Raw genomic sequence first — 16,482 nt, 5'->3', positions numbered from 1 at the left:
GGCTGGAACCCGGCCTCTCGGCCTCGCTCGAGCACGGGGACCCACAGAGCGGGAGGTGCCCCCACGACGCCGCTCCTCAACGGGCAAACGTCGCCTGCCGCGGCACTAGGACTCCTCGTTGTACGAGGACGTGCCCGAGTCCAGCAGCGGCTCCTGCGTCTTGAGGTGCGCGGGGGCCAGGGCCCGCAGCGCGTGGTAACCGGTGATGACGACCAGCGTGCCCAGCGCGATGCCGCTGAGGGAGAAGGTGTCGGTGAACTTCATGGTGACGTTGCCGACGCCGATGATGATGCCCGCGGCGGCCGGCACCAGGTTCAGCGGGTTGCGCAGGTCCACGTTGGACTTGGTCCAGATCTGCGCACCGAGCAGGCCGATCATGCCGTACAGGATGACGGTGATGCCGCCGAGCACTCCGCCGGGGATGGCGGCCACGATCGCGCCGAACTTCGGGCAGAGGCCGAAGAGGAGCGCGAAGCCGGCCGCTGCCCAGTAGGCGGCGGTCGAGTAGACGCGGGTGGCGGCCATGACGCCGATGTTCTCGGAGTACGTCGTGTTCGGCGGGCCGCCGACCGCGGTCGAGAGCATGGAGGCGACACCGTCCGCGGAGATCGCCGTGCCCAGCTTGTCGTCCAGCGGGTCGCCGGTCATCTCACCGACGGCCTTGACGTGCCCGGCGTTCTCGGCGACCAGTGCGATCACCACGGGCAGGGCGACCAGGATCGCGGACCACTGGAAGGACGGGCCGTGGAAGGAGGGCAGGCCTATCCAGTCCGCGTGGCCGACGCCCGACAGGTCCAGGCGCCAGTGGTCGGTGAGCTTGCCGCTCGCGTCCACCGAGTGGATCTTCCCGAAGATCCGGTCGAACGCCCAGGAGATCCCGTAGCCGAAGACCAGCCCCAGGAAGATCGCGACACGCGACCAGAAGCCGCGCAGGCCCACCACGGCCAGACCCGTGAAGAGCATCACCAGCAGCGCGGTCCACTGATCCTGCGGCCAGTAGGTGGACGCGGTCACGGGGGCGAGGTTGAACCCGATCAGCATGACGACCGCGCCGGTCACGATCGGCGGCATCGCCGCGTGGATGATCCGCGCCCCGAACCGCTGGACCGCGAGGCCCACGAGGAACAGCACCACGCCCACGACGAACACCGCGCCGGTCACCGTCGCGCTGGTGCCGCCCTGCGCCCGGATCACCGCGGCGACGCCCACGAAGGAGAGCGAGCAGCCGAGGTAGCTGGGCACCCGGCCGCGGGTCGCCAGCAGGAAGATCACGGTCGCGACGCCGGACATCATGATCGCGAGGTTGGGGTCGAGCCCCATCAGCACGGGAGCCACGAAGCTTGCCCCGAACATGGCCACCACATGCTGGGCGCCGAGTCCTACCGTGCGGGGCCAGGAGAGCCGTTCATCGGGGCGGACGACCGCCCCCGGCGCGGGCGTGCGCCCGTCACCGTGCAGCTTCCAGCGCACGCCGAGGTCCATGGTGAGGCTTCGCTTTCTCTGTACATGAAGAACTGTCCGAACCATTGTCACGGTCGTCGGGCGGTCCTCCGTACACCGGGTCCCATCCGTGAACGCAGTTCATGTGTATGACCAAGCGGCCGATGAGTGCGCTCCCACGGCCGGCCATCTGTCGGCGGCTGTGACGATGTTCACGTCCGTCAGGGCCGTTGGCCGGGAACCGCCGCGCTGGGCGGACCGACCTTCGGACGGTCGCGGTCGCCCGTGCGCAGGACACCGGCGAACCCCCCGACCCCGCACGCCAGCACCGTCACCAGACCGAAGGACACGACCAGGCTGGTCGTCTGGGCCAGCCCGCCGATCGCGCTCGGCGCGATCAGACCCGAGGTGTACGTGATCGTCGCGACGCCCGCGATGGCCTGGCTGGGGTTCGGACCGCTGCGGCCCGCCGCCGCGAAGCACAGCGGTACGACGACGGCGATGCCGAGCCCCATCAGGGCGAAGCCGCCCATGGCCACGGCCGGAGCGCCCGCGACGACGACGAGCAGTCCGCCGAGCGCGGCGAGAACACCGCTCAGGCGTACGGTGCGGACCGCACCGTACCGGTCCACCACCCTGTCGCCCGCGATCCGCGCGATCGCCATGGTGAGCGTGAAGCCCGTGGTGCACGCGGCGGCGAGACCGGCCGAACTCTCCAGCCGATCGCGCAGATAGATTGCCGACCAGTCCAGGCTCGCGCCCTCCGCGAACACCGCGCAGAAGCCGACCGCGCCGATGAGCAGCGCCGACCTGGGCGGCAGCGCGAACCGGGGCGGCGGTTCCTCGTCCTCGGCGGCCTGCAGGTCGAGGACCCACCTGCAGGCCACGACGCCCAGCAGGGTCAGGAGCGCGGCCGCCAGCGCGTGATGCAGCCGGGCGTCGGAGCCCAGATGAGCGGCGAGCGTACCGGCCGCCGAGCCCACCAGGGCGCCCGCGCTCCACATGCCGTGCAGACCGGACATGATCGACCTGCCGAGACGGTTCTCGATCTCCACGCCCAGCGCGTTCATCGCCACGTCCGCCATGCCGGCCGAGGCGCCGTACACGAACAGGGCCAGGCACAGGGTCGGCAGATTCGGGGCCAGGGACGGCAGGACGAGCGACAGCGTCCACAGGGCGAGCAGCCCGCGCAGCGTCGTGCGGGCGCCGAGGTGGTGACTGATCCGGCCCGCGAGCGGCATGGCGGCGGACGCGCCGAGCGCGGGGAACGCGAGGGCGATGCCCAACTGTCCCGCGCTGACCTGCGCGTGGTCCTGGATCCATGGAACGCGGGTGGCGAACGAGCCGGTGACGGCGCCGTGCACGGCGAACACCGCGGCCACGGCGTACCGGGCGCGCCTCACTTCGCGTAGTCGACCGACCCCTGCGCCCATCTCGCTCATTCTCGGGCACCTCCCCCTCCGTGTCCGCCCCCGGTGCGCGCGCAAGTTATCAGGAACCCCTGTTCCTCCCGTTTGCTCGACGCCCTCGCCGACCGCGCGGGACGGCGCTCACGACGAACCGTTCGCGACGCCCTCCCGGTGACCGGAGTCCCTCAGCGGGCCGAGGCCACGCCGCCGTGGCGCGCCACCAGGTGCTCCTCGAACGTGCCCTTGCCCACCGCGTTGGCGGGAGCCAGATGCCCGCCCGCGCGCAGCGCGCGCAGCACCTTGCCCGGGACCGGCACGCTCACCATCGGCCGTCGGCGTCCCGTCGCCCGAAGCCAGGCCCGGGCGAGGTCCGGGAGCGTCCGCACCTCGGGCCCGCCCATGGCCTCGACCCGCCCGGCAGGCTCGCCCACGGCCAGCTCGGCGAGCCGGTTCGCGACCTCGGCGACCTCGATCGGCTGGTAGCTCACGCCCGCCGTGAGCGGCAATACCGGCAGCTTCCCCATGGCCTCAAACATCTGCGCGAGAAAATCGTGGAACTGGGTCGTCCGCAGGATCGTCCAGCCGAGTCCCGACTCCTCGATCAGCTTCTCGACCGCGTACTTGGTCTTGTAGTAGCCCAGTGGCACCACGTCCACGCCGACGATCGAGATGTAGACGAGATGGGGCACGCCCGCCCTGCGCGCGGCGGAGATCAGATGGGCGGCGGCCTGCTCGTCGCCCCCGCGTTGCCTGCTCGCACAGTGCACGATCGCGTCCACGCCCGCCACGGCCGCATCCAGGCCGTCGCCGCCCCGGATCAGGTCGACGGCGTACGGCTGCGCGTGCCGGGACAGGACGCGCACCTCGTGCCCGTCCGCCCGCAGCCGCTCGGTGACGAGCCGGCCGAGGGTGCCGGTGCCGCCGGTCACCAGGATGGTGGTCATGCTGTTCAGCCCCTTCGAGCGCCGGGCGCTCCCTTGTGGAACGCCCTTCGCCCTCTACGACCGGCCGGGCCCGCGGAATTGTGACATGCGCGGCGAGCGGTGAACCGGCACTCCAGAAATCCTGATTTGTCAGGAGTTGCTCCGGTCGGGCCGGTTCTCGAGCGCGCCGGCGGTCGTCGTCACGCCCTCGCTCACGTCAAGTGCCTTGTGTGCGGCTGGTGTCGTGCCTCCCGGCGGATGGATCGCGCCTGGCGCGGGCGGTCACGGATGTCCAGTATGTGAACACGTGAGGCACCACACAGCGGTTCACCCGCATGGCCGTCGGGTAGGCGTGGCACACTGACCGTGTACCAGAAGCAGCGCACTCCGGGGTCGGTGAAAGTCCGAACCGGCGGTTACAGTCCGCGACCCGGCCGCCTCCAGCGGCCGGTTGACCAGGTGAAATTCCTGGACCGACGGTTAAAGTCCGGATGGGAGGCAGTGCGCGGCGGGCGGGCATTCGTGCGCGCCGCCGTACCAGCTCGTCCATTCGGACGAGCTCTGTTCGGCGTTGCCCGGTGTCCTTGCCCGTTATCTGCCGTCGTCATCGACAGGCCCCGGAGTCCGTGCCCGAAGAGGCAGGAGGACCCGGGAAGTGTTCACCGGAATCGTCGAAGAGCTGGGTGAGGTCACCGCCGTCGAGAACCTCGGCGACTCCTCCCGCTTCCGGCTTCGCGGCCCCGTTGTTACCGAAGGCGCCCGGCACGGTGACTCCATCGCCGTCAACGGCGTCTGTCTCACCGTCGTGGAGCACGAGGGCGACGAGTTCACCGCCGACGTCATGGCGGAGACCCTGAACCGCTCCAGCCTCGGCGCCCTCACCGTAGGCTCCCGGGTCAACCTCGAACGCCCCACCGCCGTCGGCGCACGTCTCGGCGGGCACATCGTGCAGGGCCACGTCGACGGCACCGGCACGGTCCTGCAACGCAAGCCCTCCGACCACTGGGATCTCGTCACCATCTCGCTCCCGGCGGACCTCTCACGCTACGTGGTCGAGAAGGGCTCCATCACTGTCGACGGCATCAGCCTCACCGTCGTCGAGGCCGGAGCCGACCGCTTCACCGTGAGCCTCATCCCCACGACCCTCGCGCTGACCACGCTCGGCATCAAGCAGCCCGGCGACCCCGTCAACCTCGAGGTCGACATCATCGCCAAGTACGTCGAGCGTCTGCTGACTGCGCAGGGAGCCACCAAGTGAGCTGGCTCAACTCCGAGGCCTTCACGCTCTTCGGCCAGCACATCAAGTGGTCGGACATGCTCGGCAACGTGATCGGCCTGGTCGGCCTGGCGTTCGGCTGGCGCCGCTCCCTGTGGAGCTGGCCCGTGCAGTTCCTGTCCGGAGTCATCCTGTTCACCGCCTTCGCCACGTCCCATCTCTCCGGCAGCGCCGGAAAGCAGGTGGTCGTCATGGTCGTGGCCCTCTACGGCTGGTGGCAGTGGAACCGCGGCAAGGGACGGGCCGAGGACGGCCAAATCGCCGTACGGTTCGCCACCTGGCGCGAGCGCGGGATCCTGGCGGGCACCGCGGCCCTGGGTACGCTCGCCGTGGCCGGCCTGTTCACCGCCGTCCCCACGCTGTCCTGGGACCCGTGGCCCGACGCGTACATATTCGTCGGCACGATCGTCGCCATGTACGCCCAAGCGCGTGGCCTGGTCGAGTTCTGGTTCGCCTGGCTGCTGGTCGACGCCGTCGGCGTCCCGCTCAACTTCGTCAACGGCTTCGCCTTCTCGGGCTTCGTCTACATCGTCTACGGCGCACTCGTCCTGTGGGGCATGCGCGACTGGTGGCTGCGCTCCCGCAAGGCAGAGCGGCCCGTTCTGGAAGGAGCCCCGGCATGACGTCGGTGCCGATCCTGTACCACCCGGACACCATCGAGGACTTCGCGCTCGACCCGGTCGAGCAGGCCATCTCCGACATCGCGGCCGGCCGCCCGGTCGTGGTCGTCGACGACGAGGACCGCGAGAACGAGGGCGACCTGGTCATCGCCGCCGAGAAGGCGACCCCCGAGATCGTCGCCTTCATGATGAGCGAGTGCCGCGGCCTGATCTGCGCCCCCATGGAGGGCGAGGCACTCGACCGCCTCCAGCTCCCGCAGATGGTCGACCACAACACCGAGTCGATGCGCACGGCGTTCACCGTGTCCGTCGACGCGACCGGCGCACACGGCGTGAGCACCGGTATCTCCGCGTCCGACCGCGCCACCACGCTGCGGCTGCTCGCCCGGCAGGAGGCGGGCCCCGGCGACTTCGTCCGCCCCGGCCATGTCTTTCCGCTGCGCGCCAGGCCCGGCGGCGTCCTCGTACGCAACGGCCACACCGAGGCCGCCGTCGACCTCGCCCGGCTCGCCGGACTGCGCCCGGCCGGCGCGATCGTGGAGATCGCCGGCGAGGACGGCCGCATGCTGCGCCTGCCCGAGCTGATCCCGTTCGCCCGCAAGCACGGTCTGACGATCATCTCCATCGCGGACCTGATCACCTACCGCCGCACCTCCGAGCCCACCGTCCGCCGCGAGGCCGAGGTCCAACTGCCCACGGCATTCGGCACGTTCACCGCGTACGGCTACCGCTCCACCCGCGACGGCGTCGAGCACGTCGCCCTCGTCCACGGCGAGATCGGCGACGGCGAGGACGTCCTCGTCCGCGTCCACTCCGAATGCCTCACCGGAGACGTCTTCCACTCGCTGCGCTGCGACTGCGGCCCCCAGCTGGAGAACTCCCTGAAGCGCATCCAGGCCGAGGGCCGAGGCGTCGTCGTCTATCTGCGGGGCCACGAGGGACGCGGCATCGGGCTGCTGTCCAAGCTGCGTGCGTACGAACTCCAGGAGCGCGGCCACGACACGCTGGACGCCAACCTGGAGCTGGGCCTGCCCGCCGACGCCCGCGACTATGCCGCCGGCGCCCGGATCCTGCAGGATCTCGGCGTGCGCGGAGTGCGGCTGATGACCAACAACCCCGACAAGACCGACGCCCTGCTCCGGCACGGCCTCAAGGTCACCGGACGGGAACCGACGCCCGTGCAGGCGGGCGAGCACAACTTCCGCTACCTGCGCACCAAGCGGGACCGGATGGGGCACGACCTGCCCTGGCTGGACACGACCGCCGTGTCCGCCTGCGGCGACCAGTAAGAGAGCACGGAGGAGACACGTGAGCGGCAAGGGTGCACCGGAGCTGTCCGTACGCAACGCGAGTGACCTGCGGGTCGCCGTCATCGCGGCACGGTGGCACGACAAGGTGATGGACGGGCTGATGAACGGCGCACTGCGCGCCCTGGGCGAGCTGGGGATCGACGAACCGACCGTGCTGCGGGTCCCCGGCAGCTTCGAACTCCCCGTCGCCGCCAAGGTCCTCGCGGGCCGCGGCTACCACGCGATCGTCGCCCTCGGGGTCGTCATCCGTGGCGGCACCCCCCATTTCGACTATGTGTGCCAGGGCGTCACCCAGGGCCTGACCCAGGTGTCCGTCGAGACCGGCGTCCCCGTCGGCTTCGGCGTGCTGACCTGCGACACGGAGGAGCAGGCCCTCGATCGCGCGGGCCTGGAGGGATCGAGTGAGGACAAGGGACACGAGGCGGTGACGGCGGCGGTGGCGACCGCCGCCACACTCCGCTCGGTATCCGAACCCTGGCACTGAGAAAGGGACCGGAACGCGTAGGGTTAGCACCACCATGTCCAAGAAGACGTTCGAGGAGCTGTTCACCGAGCTCCAGCACAAGGCCGTCCACGGCGACCCCGCCACCTCCCGCACCGCAGAGCTGGTCGGCAAGGGCGTCCATGCCATCGGCAAGAAGATCGTCGAGGAGGCCGCCGAAGTCTGGATGGCCGCCGAACACGAGGGCAAGGAGGCAGCCGCCGAGGAGATCTCGCAGCTGCTCTACCACCTCCAGGTGATGATGGTCGCCCGTGGTATTTCCCTGGACGACGTCTACGCCCACCTCTGAGCCACATCACACACAGCACACAGCACGAACCGAACGAAGGAAGCCCCCCTCATGCTGCGCATCGCCGTCCCCAACAAGGGTTCACTGTCCGGCCCTGCGGCGGAGATGCTGCATGAGGCGGGCTACCAGCAGCGCCGGGAGTCCAAGGAGCTGAGGATCGTCGACCCGGTGAACGAGGTCGAGTTCTTCTACCTTCGTCCCCGCGACATCGCGATCTACGTCTCCTCCGGCCGTCTCGACATCGGCATCACCGGTCGTGACCTGCTGATCGACTCCGGCGCGAGCGCCGAGGAGATCCTCCCGCTCGGCTTCGCCCGCTCCACCTTCCGCTTCGCCGGCAAGCCCGGCACGGCGCACGACACCGGCGACCTCGTCGGCAGGACGGTCGCGACCTCCTACGAGGGCATCGTCGCCAAGCACCTCGCCGACAAGGGCATCGACGCCTCCGTCGTCCACCTCGACGGCGCCGTGGAGACGGCCATCGAGCTGGGGGTCGCCGAGGTCATCGCGGACGTCGTGGAGACCGGCACCTCGCTGCGCAACGCGGGCCTGGAGGTCTTCGGCGAGCCGATCATGAAGTCCGAGGCGATCGTCGTCCGCCGTACCGGCGCCGACGCCAAGGACCCCAAGGTGCAGCAGTTCCTGCGCCGCCTCCAGGGCGTCCTGGTGGCCCGGACGTACGTGATGATGGACTACGACTGCCGCGTCGAGCAGCTGGAGAAGGCCGTCGCGCTCACCCCGGGCCTGGAGTCCCCGACCGTCTCGCCGCTGCACAACGAGGGCTGGGTCGCCGTCCGGGCGATGGTCCCGTCCAAGGAAGCCCAGCGGATCATGGACGATCTGTACGACATCGGCGCTCGGGCCATCCTGACCACGGCCATCCACGCCTGCCGCCTCTGAGGAATCCGTCACCGATGTCCGATCTGCCCAGCCTCCCCGTCACTTTCCGGCCGGGACGCACCCGTGCCGTGCTGCTCACCGTCGGCGCGGCGAGCTTCGTATCCATAACGGCCGTCGCGATGCTGCTGGAAGGGCTGAACCCCGGGGAGCGCCTCAGCTTCGTCTTCACGGCGACCCTCTTCTTCGGAGTGCTGCTCCTGCTGGCCCGGCCCAAGGTCGTCGCCGACGAGACCGGGGTCACCGTCGTCAATATCGCCAGTCGTCGCCGCCTGGACTGGGCGGAGATCGTTCAGGTGAACCTGCGTCCGGGGGACCCCTGGGTGTTCCTCAACCTCAGCGACGGCACCAGCCTGCCCGCCCTGGGCATCCAGCCGGGCATCGCCAAACAGCGCGCCATAGAGGACGCACGCGTGCTCCGGGAGCTCACCGAGGCCCGCTCCACCGTCGGTCCCGAGCGGCATCGGGGATGACTCGGAGGCGTCCACCCTGCCGCACATGCCGATGTCTTGATTAATCTGGTGAAGGAGGCACTTCCGTTGAGCCTCCGCCCCTGGTGTTCCGCCCGGTACTCAGGGGCTCCTGCTACCCGAGGAGTGACCCCCTCCGGCGATGGACGGATCGTCCTGTAGTACCTGCGCCGCCCCCTGCCGACATACCGCGGACCCGGTCCGCGACCACGCGGAGGCGGCGGCATCATGACCACCCCCCTGCTGCTCCTCGGGGCAGCGTTCCTGCTGATCCTGGCCAACGGCTTCTTCGTCGCGGCCGAATTCGGACTCGTCACGGTCGAGCGGCCCGACGCCGAGAAGGCGGCCGCCGAGGGCGACCGACGGGCCCGTACGGTCGTCGAGTCGCTCAAGGAGCTGTCCTTCCAGCTCTCCGGCACCCAGCTCGGTATCACCATCACCTCACTGGTCGTCGGCATGCTCGCCGAACCGGCCCTCGCACAGTTGCTGAGCGGCCCGTTCACCACGATCGGTATCCCCGCGGGCGCTGTCTCGGGCGTCGCCGTCGTCGTCGGCATGCTGTTCGCGGCGGCCGTGCAGATGGTGATCGGTGAACTCGTTCCCAAGAACTGGGCGGTGTCCCGGCCGCTGCAGGTCGCGCGCTTCGTCGCGGGCCCGCAGCGCCTGTTCTCGCGGCTGTTCCGGCCGGTGATCGCGGCACTCAACGCGGTCGCCAACCGGCTGGTGCGCGCCCTGGGCGTGGAGCCCGCCGAGGAGCTGGCCTCCGCCCGCACCCCCGGCGAACTCGTCTCACTCGCCCGGCACTCGGCGCGGGCCGGCACGCTGGAGCAGGACACGGCCGACCTGTTCGTCCGGACGATGTCCCTGGGCGAGCTGACCGCCCAGCACGTGATGACCCCGCGGGTGAAGGTGAGCGCGCTGCAGTCCTCCGCCACCGCTGAGGACGTGGTCAATCTCACCCGGGCCACCGGCCTGTCCCGCTTCCCCGTCTACCGGGAGAAGATCGACGAGGTCATCGGCATGGTGCACCTCAAGAACGCCCTCGCGGTGCCCTCGCAGCAACGGCTGCGTACGCCCGTCGTCGACATCGCCCAGGCGCCGCTGCTCGTCCCGGAGACGCTGCCCGTGCAGCCCCTGCTGGAGCGGTTGCGCAGCGAGCAGCCCATCGCCGTCGTCGTCGACGAGTACGGCGGCACGGCGGGCGTCGTCACCCTGGAGGACATCGTCGAGGAACTGGTGGGCGAGGTGCGCGACGAGCACGACGAACTGGACCTGCCCGAACTCGTCGCCGCGCCGCCCGAGGACGGGCGGCCCGCGTGGGACGCCGACGGCAGTTGCCGGGTCGACGTCCTGCAGCGGATAGGCCTGGACGTGCCGGAAGGACCGTACGAGACCGTGGCCGGACTCGTCGCCGATCTGCTCGGCCGGATCCCCGTCCCCGGGGACCACGCCGAACTGCCGGGCTGGCGTCTCACGGTGCGCGAGGTCGAGCACTACCGCGCCGAGCGGGTGCGGCTCGTGAAGGCCGCGGATGTCACCGTGCCGGCCATGGAGGCGGTGCGATGAGCCTGCTGCAACTCGTGTTCGCGGCGCTGCTGGTTCTCGTCAACGGGTTCTTCGTCGGTGCCGAGTTCGCGCTCGTGTCCGTACGGCGCAGCCAGATCGAGCCGCTCGGGACCGCGCGGGCGCGGCAGGTGCTGTACGGCCTGGAGCGGTTGCCGCAGATGATGGCCGCGGCCCAGTTCGGCATCACTGTGTGTTCCCTGACACTGGGCGCGGTCGCCGAGCCCACGGTGGCGCACCTGCTGGAGCCGGTGTTCGCGGCGGCGCACGTCCCGGAAGGGATGGTTCACCCGCTCGGGTATGTGATCGCGCTCGCCGCGGTTGTGTTCTTCCATCTCGTGATCGGCGAGATGGTGCCGAAGAACCTTGCGATGGCGGCGCCGGAGAAGGCCGCCCTGTGGCTGAGCCCGGGGCTGGTGGCGTTCGCGCGGCTGTGCCGGCCGGTGACGGTCGCGCTGAGCGCCTGTGCCCAGGTGATCCTCAAGCTGTTCCGGGTGGAGCCGAAGGACGAGGTCGAGGCGGTCTTCACCAGTGAACAGCTCAACCAGTTGGTGGAGGACTCCGGTCAGGCGGGGCTGCTCGACCCCGAGGAGCAGGAGCGGCTGGAGGACGCGCTGGAGCTGGGCTCGCGCCCGGTGACGGACGTGCTCCTGGACCCGGACCTGCTGGTGACGGTGGAGCCCACGGTGACCCCGGGCCAGGTGGTGGAGCTCACCGCGCGCACCGGGTACTCGCGTTTCCCCGTGGTCGCATCGAACGGAGCGTTCATGGGCTACCTCCACGTGAAGGACGTCCTCGACATGGAGGACTCCGAGCGGGCGGTGCCGCGGCAGCTCTGGCGGCCGATGACCACGCTGGCGGCGGAGCTGCCGCTGGACGACGCGTTGACCGTGATGCGCCGGGCGGCCACGCATCTGGCGCAGGTCGCGGATGCCTCCGGGCAGGTGCTCGGCCTGGTCGCTCTGGAGGACGTGCTGGAACTCCTGGTGGGCGAGGTCAGGGACCCGGCACACCGGGAGGCCCCGCCGCAGCCGCGCATGCCGGAACAGAAGGAACCGGTACCGAGCTGACCGGGCAGGGTCCCCCCGCGCCCCGCAGGGGCGCGGGGGGACCCTGGCCGCCCGTATACGGGCACACCCAGAGCTCGCAGGGTGCGCTCACCATCCCGAGGGATCCTGCGGCCCCCGCCCCGACAGCACCTCCCCGTACGCCTGCATCAGATCCGGCAGCCTCAGAGTCGACAGATCGTCCCGGGACGGGGTTCGGGGATATGCGGTGAGCCGGAGATCCCGGTACGCGCAGCTCTTCTCGTACAGCGTCCGCAGGAACCGGCCGTTGCCCAACTCGTCGATCCAGCCCTGGTCCACCACATGCCCGGCGATCGAGCGGAGTTCCTCCAGGGTTTCCTCGTCCCAGACGTCTCCGTTCTCCGCGGCCAGCACCTCGCCGATCGCGGTCAGTTCCAAAGGACGGTACGAGGGGAAGTCGACCCGGGTGGTGAAACGTGAGGACAGCCCGGGGTTGGCGGCCAGCAGCCGGTCCATCCCTTCGGGGTAGCCCGCGAGGATCACCACCAGATGGTCGCGGTTGTCCTCCGCCCGCTTCAGCAGCACCTGCAGTGCCTCGTCGCCGTACGCGTCGCCCTTGCCGTAGCCGGAGTTGGACAGCGAGTAGGCCTCGTCCACGAACAGCACACCGCCGATCGCTGAGTCGATCAGCTCGTTCGCCTTCACCGCGGTCTGGCCCAGGTACTCGCCGACCAGGTCGGCCCGCTGGGCCTCCACGAGGTGGTCGCCACCGAGCAGGCCGAGTGCGTAGAAGACCCGGCCCAGAATGCGCGCCACCGTGGTCTTGCCGGTGCCCGAGGGCCCGGAGAAGACGAAGTGGCGCTTGGGCGGCTGCACGGGCAATCCCTGGTCCGCCCGTAGCCGCGCCATGTTCAACTGTGCCGACAAAGCCCTGACTTGGCGTTTCACCGGCTCCAGGCCGACCATGCGCTCCAGCTCGGCCAGCGCCTCCTCCAGCAGGGCCGGATCGGTCGGCCCGGCCGGCAGCGGCTTCAGCAGCGGTGAGGCCTTCTCGCGCACGGCGTCGCTCTGCGCCGGCAGCGCGCCCGGCGGCGGTGGCTCGGGCTCGGGCTCGGAGAGCTTCACCTCCCGCCCCTCGATGCCGAAGAGCGGGTCAAGACCGTCGGGCCCGTCCAGCACGTCCCCGCCGCCGGCGAACGCCATCGCCGTCAGGTCGGCCGACTCGTCGTACCCGTCGCCCTCGGCTATCGCCGCGAGTCGTGCGGAGGTGTCCATGAACGCCGGGTCGACGCGGTGCACCGCGCGGTAGAGGGGCAGGGCGGCGGCCGAGCGGCCCGTGCCCTCGAGGGCACGGGCCAGCCAGTACCGCAGCTCCTTGCGTTGCGGCTGCTCGCTGCGGCAGCGCATCAGCGCGGTGGAGAGCAGCGGCTCGGCCTGCCCGTACATCTCCAGGCGCACCCGGGCCATCCCTCCGAACAGCCCGACCTCGATGCCCAGCAGGGGATCGTCGATCAGCGGATCGGTGTGCCGGACCAACTGCTCCCAGTCCTTGACCAGGTAGGCCCGGCAGGCGTGCAGAAAACGGACCTGGGGGTCGGCGTCCACAGGCGGCAGCCCGGCGAGCGCCCGGTCCAGCTCGGGGACGTGGCGGCCGTCCAGCCAGTGCGAGGCGTGCGCGAGCAGCAGATCGCGCGGGCCCTCCAGTACCGGCTGCACCCACCAGCCCAGCCAGTACCAGGAGTTGAGGGCGCGCCGGTGGCGGGCCCGTTGTTCCCCGAAGCGGTCCCGGTGGCGGAACATCCGCAGCAGCGCGGTCGTCGTGTCGACGCGCAGCGCGTGCAGTCCGAGCCAGCCGTCGGCCATCCCCGGATCCATCCGGACCGCCGCACGGAACTCCTCCTCCGCCTGCGGATAGGCGCCCATCGTGTAGGCGTCGACCCCTCGCAGCCAAGCGAGGTCGGCCGGGGCCTCAGGGCCCTGCGTGCCGAAGTCCATCACGTCCCCCACAAACCGTGCCCCCGTTGGTTCACCGCCGGGCCTCACCCGCTGGTCGCTTCGCTTGAACCGCTGTGCCGTGGAACGGAGTTGCTACGGTGCGCAGAGCAGTCGTCCGAAGGCCGCACCGAGAGGCATCGTACCTGCGGGAGAGCGGCACGCCGTAGGGGGCGGCACAGGCTGTTCGGTGAGCTGGCGTGGACGGGGTGCATATCACGCAGTGACCGAGGGTGAGCGAATCGGGCCTGCCGACGCCTGCGGAAGGTGTCCGGGGCAGAACGAAGCCCCCGATCACGGGGGAACAACCGGGGGCTTCGTGTCTGCGGGCGGCTTCTAAAACCGCCCATTGAGAACGTAAGTCCTGTACGGCTCCCGGGTCAAGCCGAGTTGGAGCACTCAAAGAAGTTCTCTCGCAAGGGTCTTCACAAGCTCAGCACACTGCCGACGGCCCGTTACTGTGCGTGATCTCTTGGTCCGGTTCAGGAGTCCCGTTCGGCCCAGACAGTACCTCGTACCCCTCGTACTCCTGCCGCACCAGAAGGTCGGCGAACGGCCGGGACGGGTCCTCGGTGAAGTGCCGGAGTTCCGCCTCGACCCATCCGGCCCAGAACGCGCTTTGTTCCTCACCGTCGCGGGCCCGTCCGCGCGTCCAGGCCTCTTCGTGCGGCAGTTCCATCCACAGCAGCCACGCCAGATACGGACGCAGGGCCCGACGGCCCGCGCCGACCCCCTCGATCAGGATCACGGGGGCGGGCGGGAGCGTGCGGGTGGGGCCGAAGCGCCGCGCGAGCCAGTCGTAGGGGCGGTAGCGTGCGGTCTCGTCGCGGCCGAGCGGTTCGATCACCTCGCGCAGCAGTCGATCCGTCCAGGCGAACAGCTCCTCGTGGGTGGCGATGTCGTCGAGGTGCAGCACGGGCACACCACCGAGCGCCGCGGCCAATTGCCCGGCGAACGTGGACTTCCCGGAGCCCGCGTGCCCGTCGACGCCGATGAGGCGGACCGGGCCACAGGATGGGGGCAGTTGCCGAAGACGGGACGCGAGGGCGTGAATGGCGATGTCCTGGAAGTGAGAGGGCGTGGGTGTATTTCGGGAGAACTCTATGCGGGAACGATTCCCGGCCGCCCGCCCGCGCCGTGCCGATCTCGACAAGGCCGAGGCCGCTGCTGCGGCCTTGCCCCGGCTCACCGGAACGGCGGTCGCGTCCGCCGTTCGGCGGGGCCTGAGGTCATGCCAGTGGTCGGGACCAATGTTGGTGGACGCGCCGAGCGTCGAAGTGCTGGCAGAAGTCCCGGTGCGGCAGCCATAGTTGGCGCACACCGTGCGTCTGAGCCGCCGCTTCCGGATACCTGGGGGTCTCCCACCGATGACCAGAGCTTCAGAGCCGTCCCGCAGAACCATCCTCGCCGCCGCGGTCGCCGCCGCCACCGTGGCCGGCGCCGCGGGCCGGGCGTCCGCGGCCACCCCGGCCGACCGGCCGGTGAAAGCAGCCCCGAGCCTCGTGGACAACCGCGCCTGGACCTCGTACCCCGACTGGCGCTCGGGCACCGCGCAGGGCGTCCGCGCCGTGCCCGGCGCTCGCCCCGGCGTGGTGATCGCCACGCCCGCCGGCCGTGTCGACTACACCGACCCGCACACCGGAAAGACCGCCACCTGGGAGTACGCCACCTGGACCTCCCCGGTGCACCTGCTCGCCGTCCCGTCCACCGAGGCCATCGCCTCCTGGAACGCGCACACCCCGGCGGGCAGCTGGCTCCAGGTCGAACTGAAGGGCACCTACTCCGACGGAACGGACACGCCCTGGTACGTGATGGGCCGCTGGGCGGCCGGTGACCAGGACATCAGGCGGACCTCGGTCGACAACCAGACCGACGGCAAGAGCGACATCTGGACCGACACCTTCTCCATCGCCGACGCCGCCTCGGGCCTGCGTCTGATCTCCTATCGCCTGCGACTGACCCTCTACCGCACACCCGGCACCAAGATCACCCCGACCGTGTGGCGGCTCGGTGCCATCGGCTCCGACATCCCCGGCCGCTTCACCGTCCCGGCCTCCACCCCCGGCTTCGCCCGGGAGCTGACCGTCCCGCGCTTCTCGCAGGAGATCCACAAGGGCCAGTACCCGGAGTACGACAATGGCGGCGAGGCCTGGTGCAGCCCCACCTCCTCGCAGATGATCATCGAGTACTGGGGCGGGAAGCTCACCCCCGAGCAGGTGTCCTGGGTCGACCCCTCGTACGCCGATCCGCAGGTCTGCCACGCGGCCCGCTCCACCTACGACTACCAGTACCAGGGCTGCGGCAACTGGCCCTTCAACGCGGCCTACGCGGCGACCTTCAAGGACCTGCAGGGCGTGGTCACCCGGCTGTCCTCGCTCACCGACCTGGAGACGCTGATCGCGGCGGGCATCCCGGCCATAACGTCCCAGTCCTTCCTGAAGGAGGAGCTGACGGGGGCCGGGTACGGCACCTCGGGCCATCTGATGACCGTGATCGGCTTCACCGCCGACGGCGACGTGGTCGCCAATGACCCGGCCTCGCCCAGTGACGCGGCGGTGCGCCGGGTCTACAAGCGGCGCGAGTGGGAGAACATCTGGCTGCGTACCAAGCGGTACAACGCCTCCGGCAAGGTCGTCTCCGGCACCGGTGGCGTCTGTTACCTGTACTTCCCGGCCCAGCTCACCGGGCGGCAGCGCCAGGCACTGGCGGCGGTGGGCATCCGCTGACGCCTTGGCCCTGGTGCGTACGGCGGCCCCGGTCTCC

The 16,482-nt window shown here is 70.3% G+C and carries 15 protein-coding genes and 1 riboswitch; of the genes, 10 read left to right on the top strand and 5 right to left on the bottom strand.

The genetic code is table 11. The features are described 5' to 3' along the window. Positions 1 to 105: 105 nt before the first annotated feature. The 3 genes from BIV24_RS02195 to BIV24_RS02185 all read right to left on the bottom strand — a co-directional run bounded on the left by BIV24_RS02195 (position 106) and on the right by BIV24_RS02185 (position 3,793). Complete coding sequence (locus tag BIV24_RS02195) at positions 106 to 1,482, bottom strand: uracil-xanthine permease family protein (RefSeq protein WP_071364398.1); 1,377 nt, start codon at positions 1,480 to 1,482, stop codon at positions 106 to 108. A gap of 179 nt (positions 1,483 to 1,661) precedes the next feature. Further along, positions 1,662 to 2,873, bottom strand: a complete 1,212-nt coding sequence (locus BIV24_RS02190; RefSeq protein ID WP_071364397.1) for an MFS transporter — start codon at positions 2,871 to 2,873, stop codon at positions 1,662 to 1,664. Positions 2,874 to 3,034: 161 nt separating this feature from the next. Further along, a complete protein-coding gene (locus tag BIV24_RS02185) occupies positions 3,035 to 3,793 on the bottom strand; it encodes an SDR family oxidoreductase (protein ID WP_071364396.1) in 759 nt (252 codons plus the stop codon). Between the two features lie 357 nt (positions 3,794 to 4,150). Next, positions 4,151 to 4,281: riboswitch (FMN riboswitch) on the top strand. Between the two features lie 146 nt (positions 4,282 to 4,427). On the opposite strand from BIV24_RS02185, the gene BIV24_RS02180 reads away from it, so the two are divergent. The 9 genes from BIV24_RS02180 (at position 4,428) to BIV24_RS02140 (ending at position 11,769) form a co-directional block, all read left to right on the top strand. Next, the gene (locus BIV24_RS02180) at positions 4,428 to 5,030 is read left to right on the top strand and encodes a riboflavin synthase (RefSeq protein WP_071364395.1); all 603 of its coding nucleotides are present in this window, start codon (positions 4,428 to 4,430) and stop codon (positions 5,028 to 5,030) included. After that, positions 5,027 to 5,671 (top strand): nicotinamide mononucleotide transporter family protein, encoded by a 645-nt coding sequence (locus BIV24_RS02175; protein ID WP_071364394.1) that lies wholly within the window; start codon positions 5,027 to 5,029, stop codon positions 5,669 to 5,671. Before BIV24_RS02180 ends, BIV24_RS02175 begins: the two co-directional genes overlap by 4 nt. Further along, positions 5,668 to 6,957: a bifunctional 3,4-dihydroxy-2-butanone-4-phosphate synthase/GTP cyclohydrolase II gene (locus tag BIV24_RS02170; RefSeq protein ID WP_071364393.1), complete on the top strand. Its 1,290-nt coding sequence runs from the start codon at positions 5,668 to 5,670 to the stop codon at positions 6,955 to 6,957. Before BIV24_RS02175 ends, BIV24_RS02170 begins: the two co-directional genes overlap by 4 nt. 19 nt (positions 6,958 to 6,976) lie before the next feature. Next, complete coding sequence (ribH, locus tag BIV24_RS02165) at positions 6,977 to 7,462, top strand: 6,7-dimethyl-8-ribityllumazine synthase (protein ID WP_071364392.1); 486 nt, start codon at positions 6,977 to 6,979, stop codon at positions 7,460 to 7,462. 34 nt (positions 7,463 to 7,496) lie between these two features. After that, positions 7,497 to 7,769 carry a phosphoribosyl-ATP diphosphatase gene (locus BIV24_RS02160; protein WP_071364391.1) on the top strand — a complete coding sequence of 91 codons (273 nt, stop codon included), beginning with the start codon at positions 7,497 to 7,499 and terminating at the stop codon, positions 7,767 to 7,769. Between the two features lie 51 nt (positions 7,770 to 7,820). Further along, positions 7,821 to 8,669: an ATP phosphoribosyltransferase gene (gene hisG, locus BIV24_RS02155; RefSeq protein WP_071364390.1), complete on the top strand. Its 849-nt coding sequence runs from the start codon at positions 7,821 to 7,823 to the stop codon at positions 8,667 to 8,669. 14 nt (positions 8,670 to 8,683) lie between these two features. Continuing rightward, positions 8,684 to 9,139, top strand: coding sequence for a PH domain-containing protein (locus tag BIV24_RS02150; RefSeq protein WP_071364389.1), 456 nt, complete (start codon positions 8,684 to 8,686; stop codon positions 9,137 to 9,139). Positions 9,140 to 9,364: 225 nt separating this feature from the next. Beyond that, complete coding sequence (locus BIV24_RS02145; RefSeq protein WP_071364388.1) at positions 9,365 to 10,702, top strand: hemolysin family protein; 1,338 nt, start codon at positions 9,365 to 9,367, stop codon at positions 10,700 to 10,702. Further along, positions 10,699 to 11,769 carry a hemolysin family protein gene (locus BIV24_RS02140; protein WP_071364387.1) on the top strand — a complete coding sequence of 357 codons (1,071 nt, stop codon included), beginning with the start codon at positions 10,699 to 10,701 and terminating at the stop codon, positions 11,767 to 11,769. The genes BIV24_RS02145 and BIV24_RS02140 overlap by 4 nt, the downstream gene beginning before the upstream one ends. Positions 11,770 to 11,856: 87 nt before the next feature. On the opposite strand, the gene BIV24_RS02135 is transcribed toward BIV24_RS02140, so the two are convergent. Together BIV24_RS02135 and BIV24_RS02130 are read right to left on the bottom strand one after the other, a co-directional pair. Then, positions 11,857 to 13,722, bottom strand: a complete 1,866-nt coding sequence (locus BIV24_RS02135; protein ID WP_071364386.1) for an AAA family ATPase — start codon at positions 13,720 to 13,722, stop codon at positions 11,857 to 11,859. A gap of 430 nt (positions 13,723 to 14,152) precedes the next feature. Beyond that, complete coding sequence (locus BIV24_RS02130; protein ID WP_177198607.1) at positions 14,153 to 14,773, bottom strand: uridine kinase family protein; 621 nt, start codon at positions 14,771 to 14,773, stop codon at positions 14,153 to 14,155. A 313-nt stretch (positions 14,774 to 15,086) separates the two neighbouring features. Here BIV24_RS02130 and BIV24_RS02125 point away from each other — a divergent pair, with 313 nt between their 5' ends. After that, positions 15,087 to 16,445 carry a peptidase C39 family protein gene (locus BIV24_RS02125; protein ID WP_071364384.1) on the top strand — a complete coding sequence of 453 codons (1,359 nt, stop codon included), beginning with the start codon at positions 15,087 to 15,089 and terminating at the stop codon, positions 16,443 to 16,445. Positions 16,446 to 16,482 lie beyond the last annotated feature (37 nt).

Origin of the sequence: Streptomyces colonosanans, assembly GCF_001866645.1 — a bacterium.
GTDB classification, from domain to species: domain Bacteria; phylum Actinomycetota; class Actinomycetes; order Streptomycetales; family Streptomycetaceae; genus Streptomyces; species Streptomyces colonosanans.
Note: the sequence above shows the minus strand (reverse complement) of the source record. Positions and strands in the feature narration are given on the sequence as shown.

Coding starts and splice junctions, on each gene's coding strand:
- BIV24_RS02195 (WP_071364398.1), bottom strand. CDS start 1,482: ATGGACCTCGGCGTGCGCTGGAAGCTGCACGGTGACGGGCGCACGCCC.
- BIV24_RS02150 (WP_071364389.1), top strand. CDS start 8,684: ATGTCCGATCTGCCCAGCCTCCCCGTCACTTTCCGGCCGGGACGCACC.
- BIV24_RS02170 (WP_071364393.1), top strand. CDS start 5,668: ATGACGTCGGTGCCGATCCTGTACCACCCGGACACCATCGAGGACTTC.
- BIV24_RS02125 (WP_071364384.1), top strand. CDS start 15,087: ATGACCAGAGCTTCAGAGCCGTCCCGCAGAACCATCCTCGCCGCCGCG.
- BIV24_RS02145 (WP_071364388.1), top strand. CDS start 9,365: ATGACCACCCCCCTGCTGCTCCTCGGGGCAGCGTTCCTGCTGATCCTG.
- BIV24_RS02135 (WP_071364386.1), bottom strand. CDS start 13,722: ATGGACTTCGGCACGCAGGGCCCTGAGGCCCCGGCCGACCTCGCTTGG.
- BIV24_RS02185 (WP_071364396.1), bottom strand. CDS start 3,793: ATGACCACCATCCTGGTGACCGGCGGCACCGGCACCCTCGGCCGGCTC.
- hisG (WP_071364390.1), top strand. CDS start 7,821: ATGCTGCGCATCGCCGTCCCCAACAAGGGTTCACTGTCCGGCCCTGCG.
- BIV24_RS02190 (WP_071364397.1), bottom strand. CDS start 2,873: ATGGGCGCAGGGGTCGGTCGACTACGCGAAGTGAGGCGCGCCCGGTAC.
- BIV24_RS02140 (WP_071364387.1), top strand. CDS start 10,699: ATGAGCCTGCTGCAACTCGTGTTCGCGGCGCTGCTGGTTCTCGTCAAC.
- BIV24_RS02160 (WP_071364391.1), top strand. CDS start 7,497: ATGTCCAAGAAGACGTTCGAGGAGCTGTTCACCGAGCTCCAGCACAAG.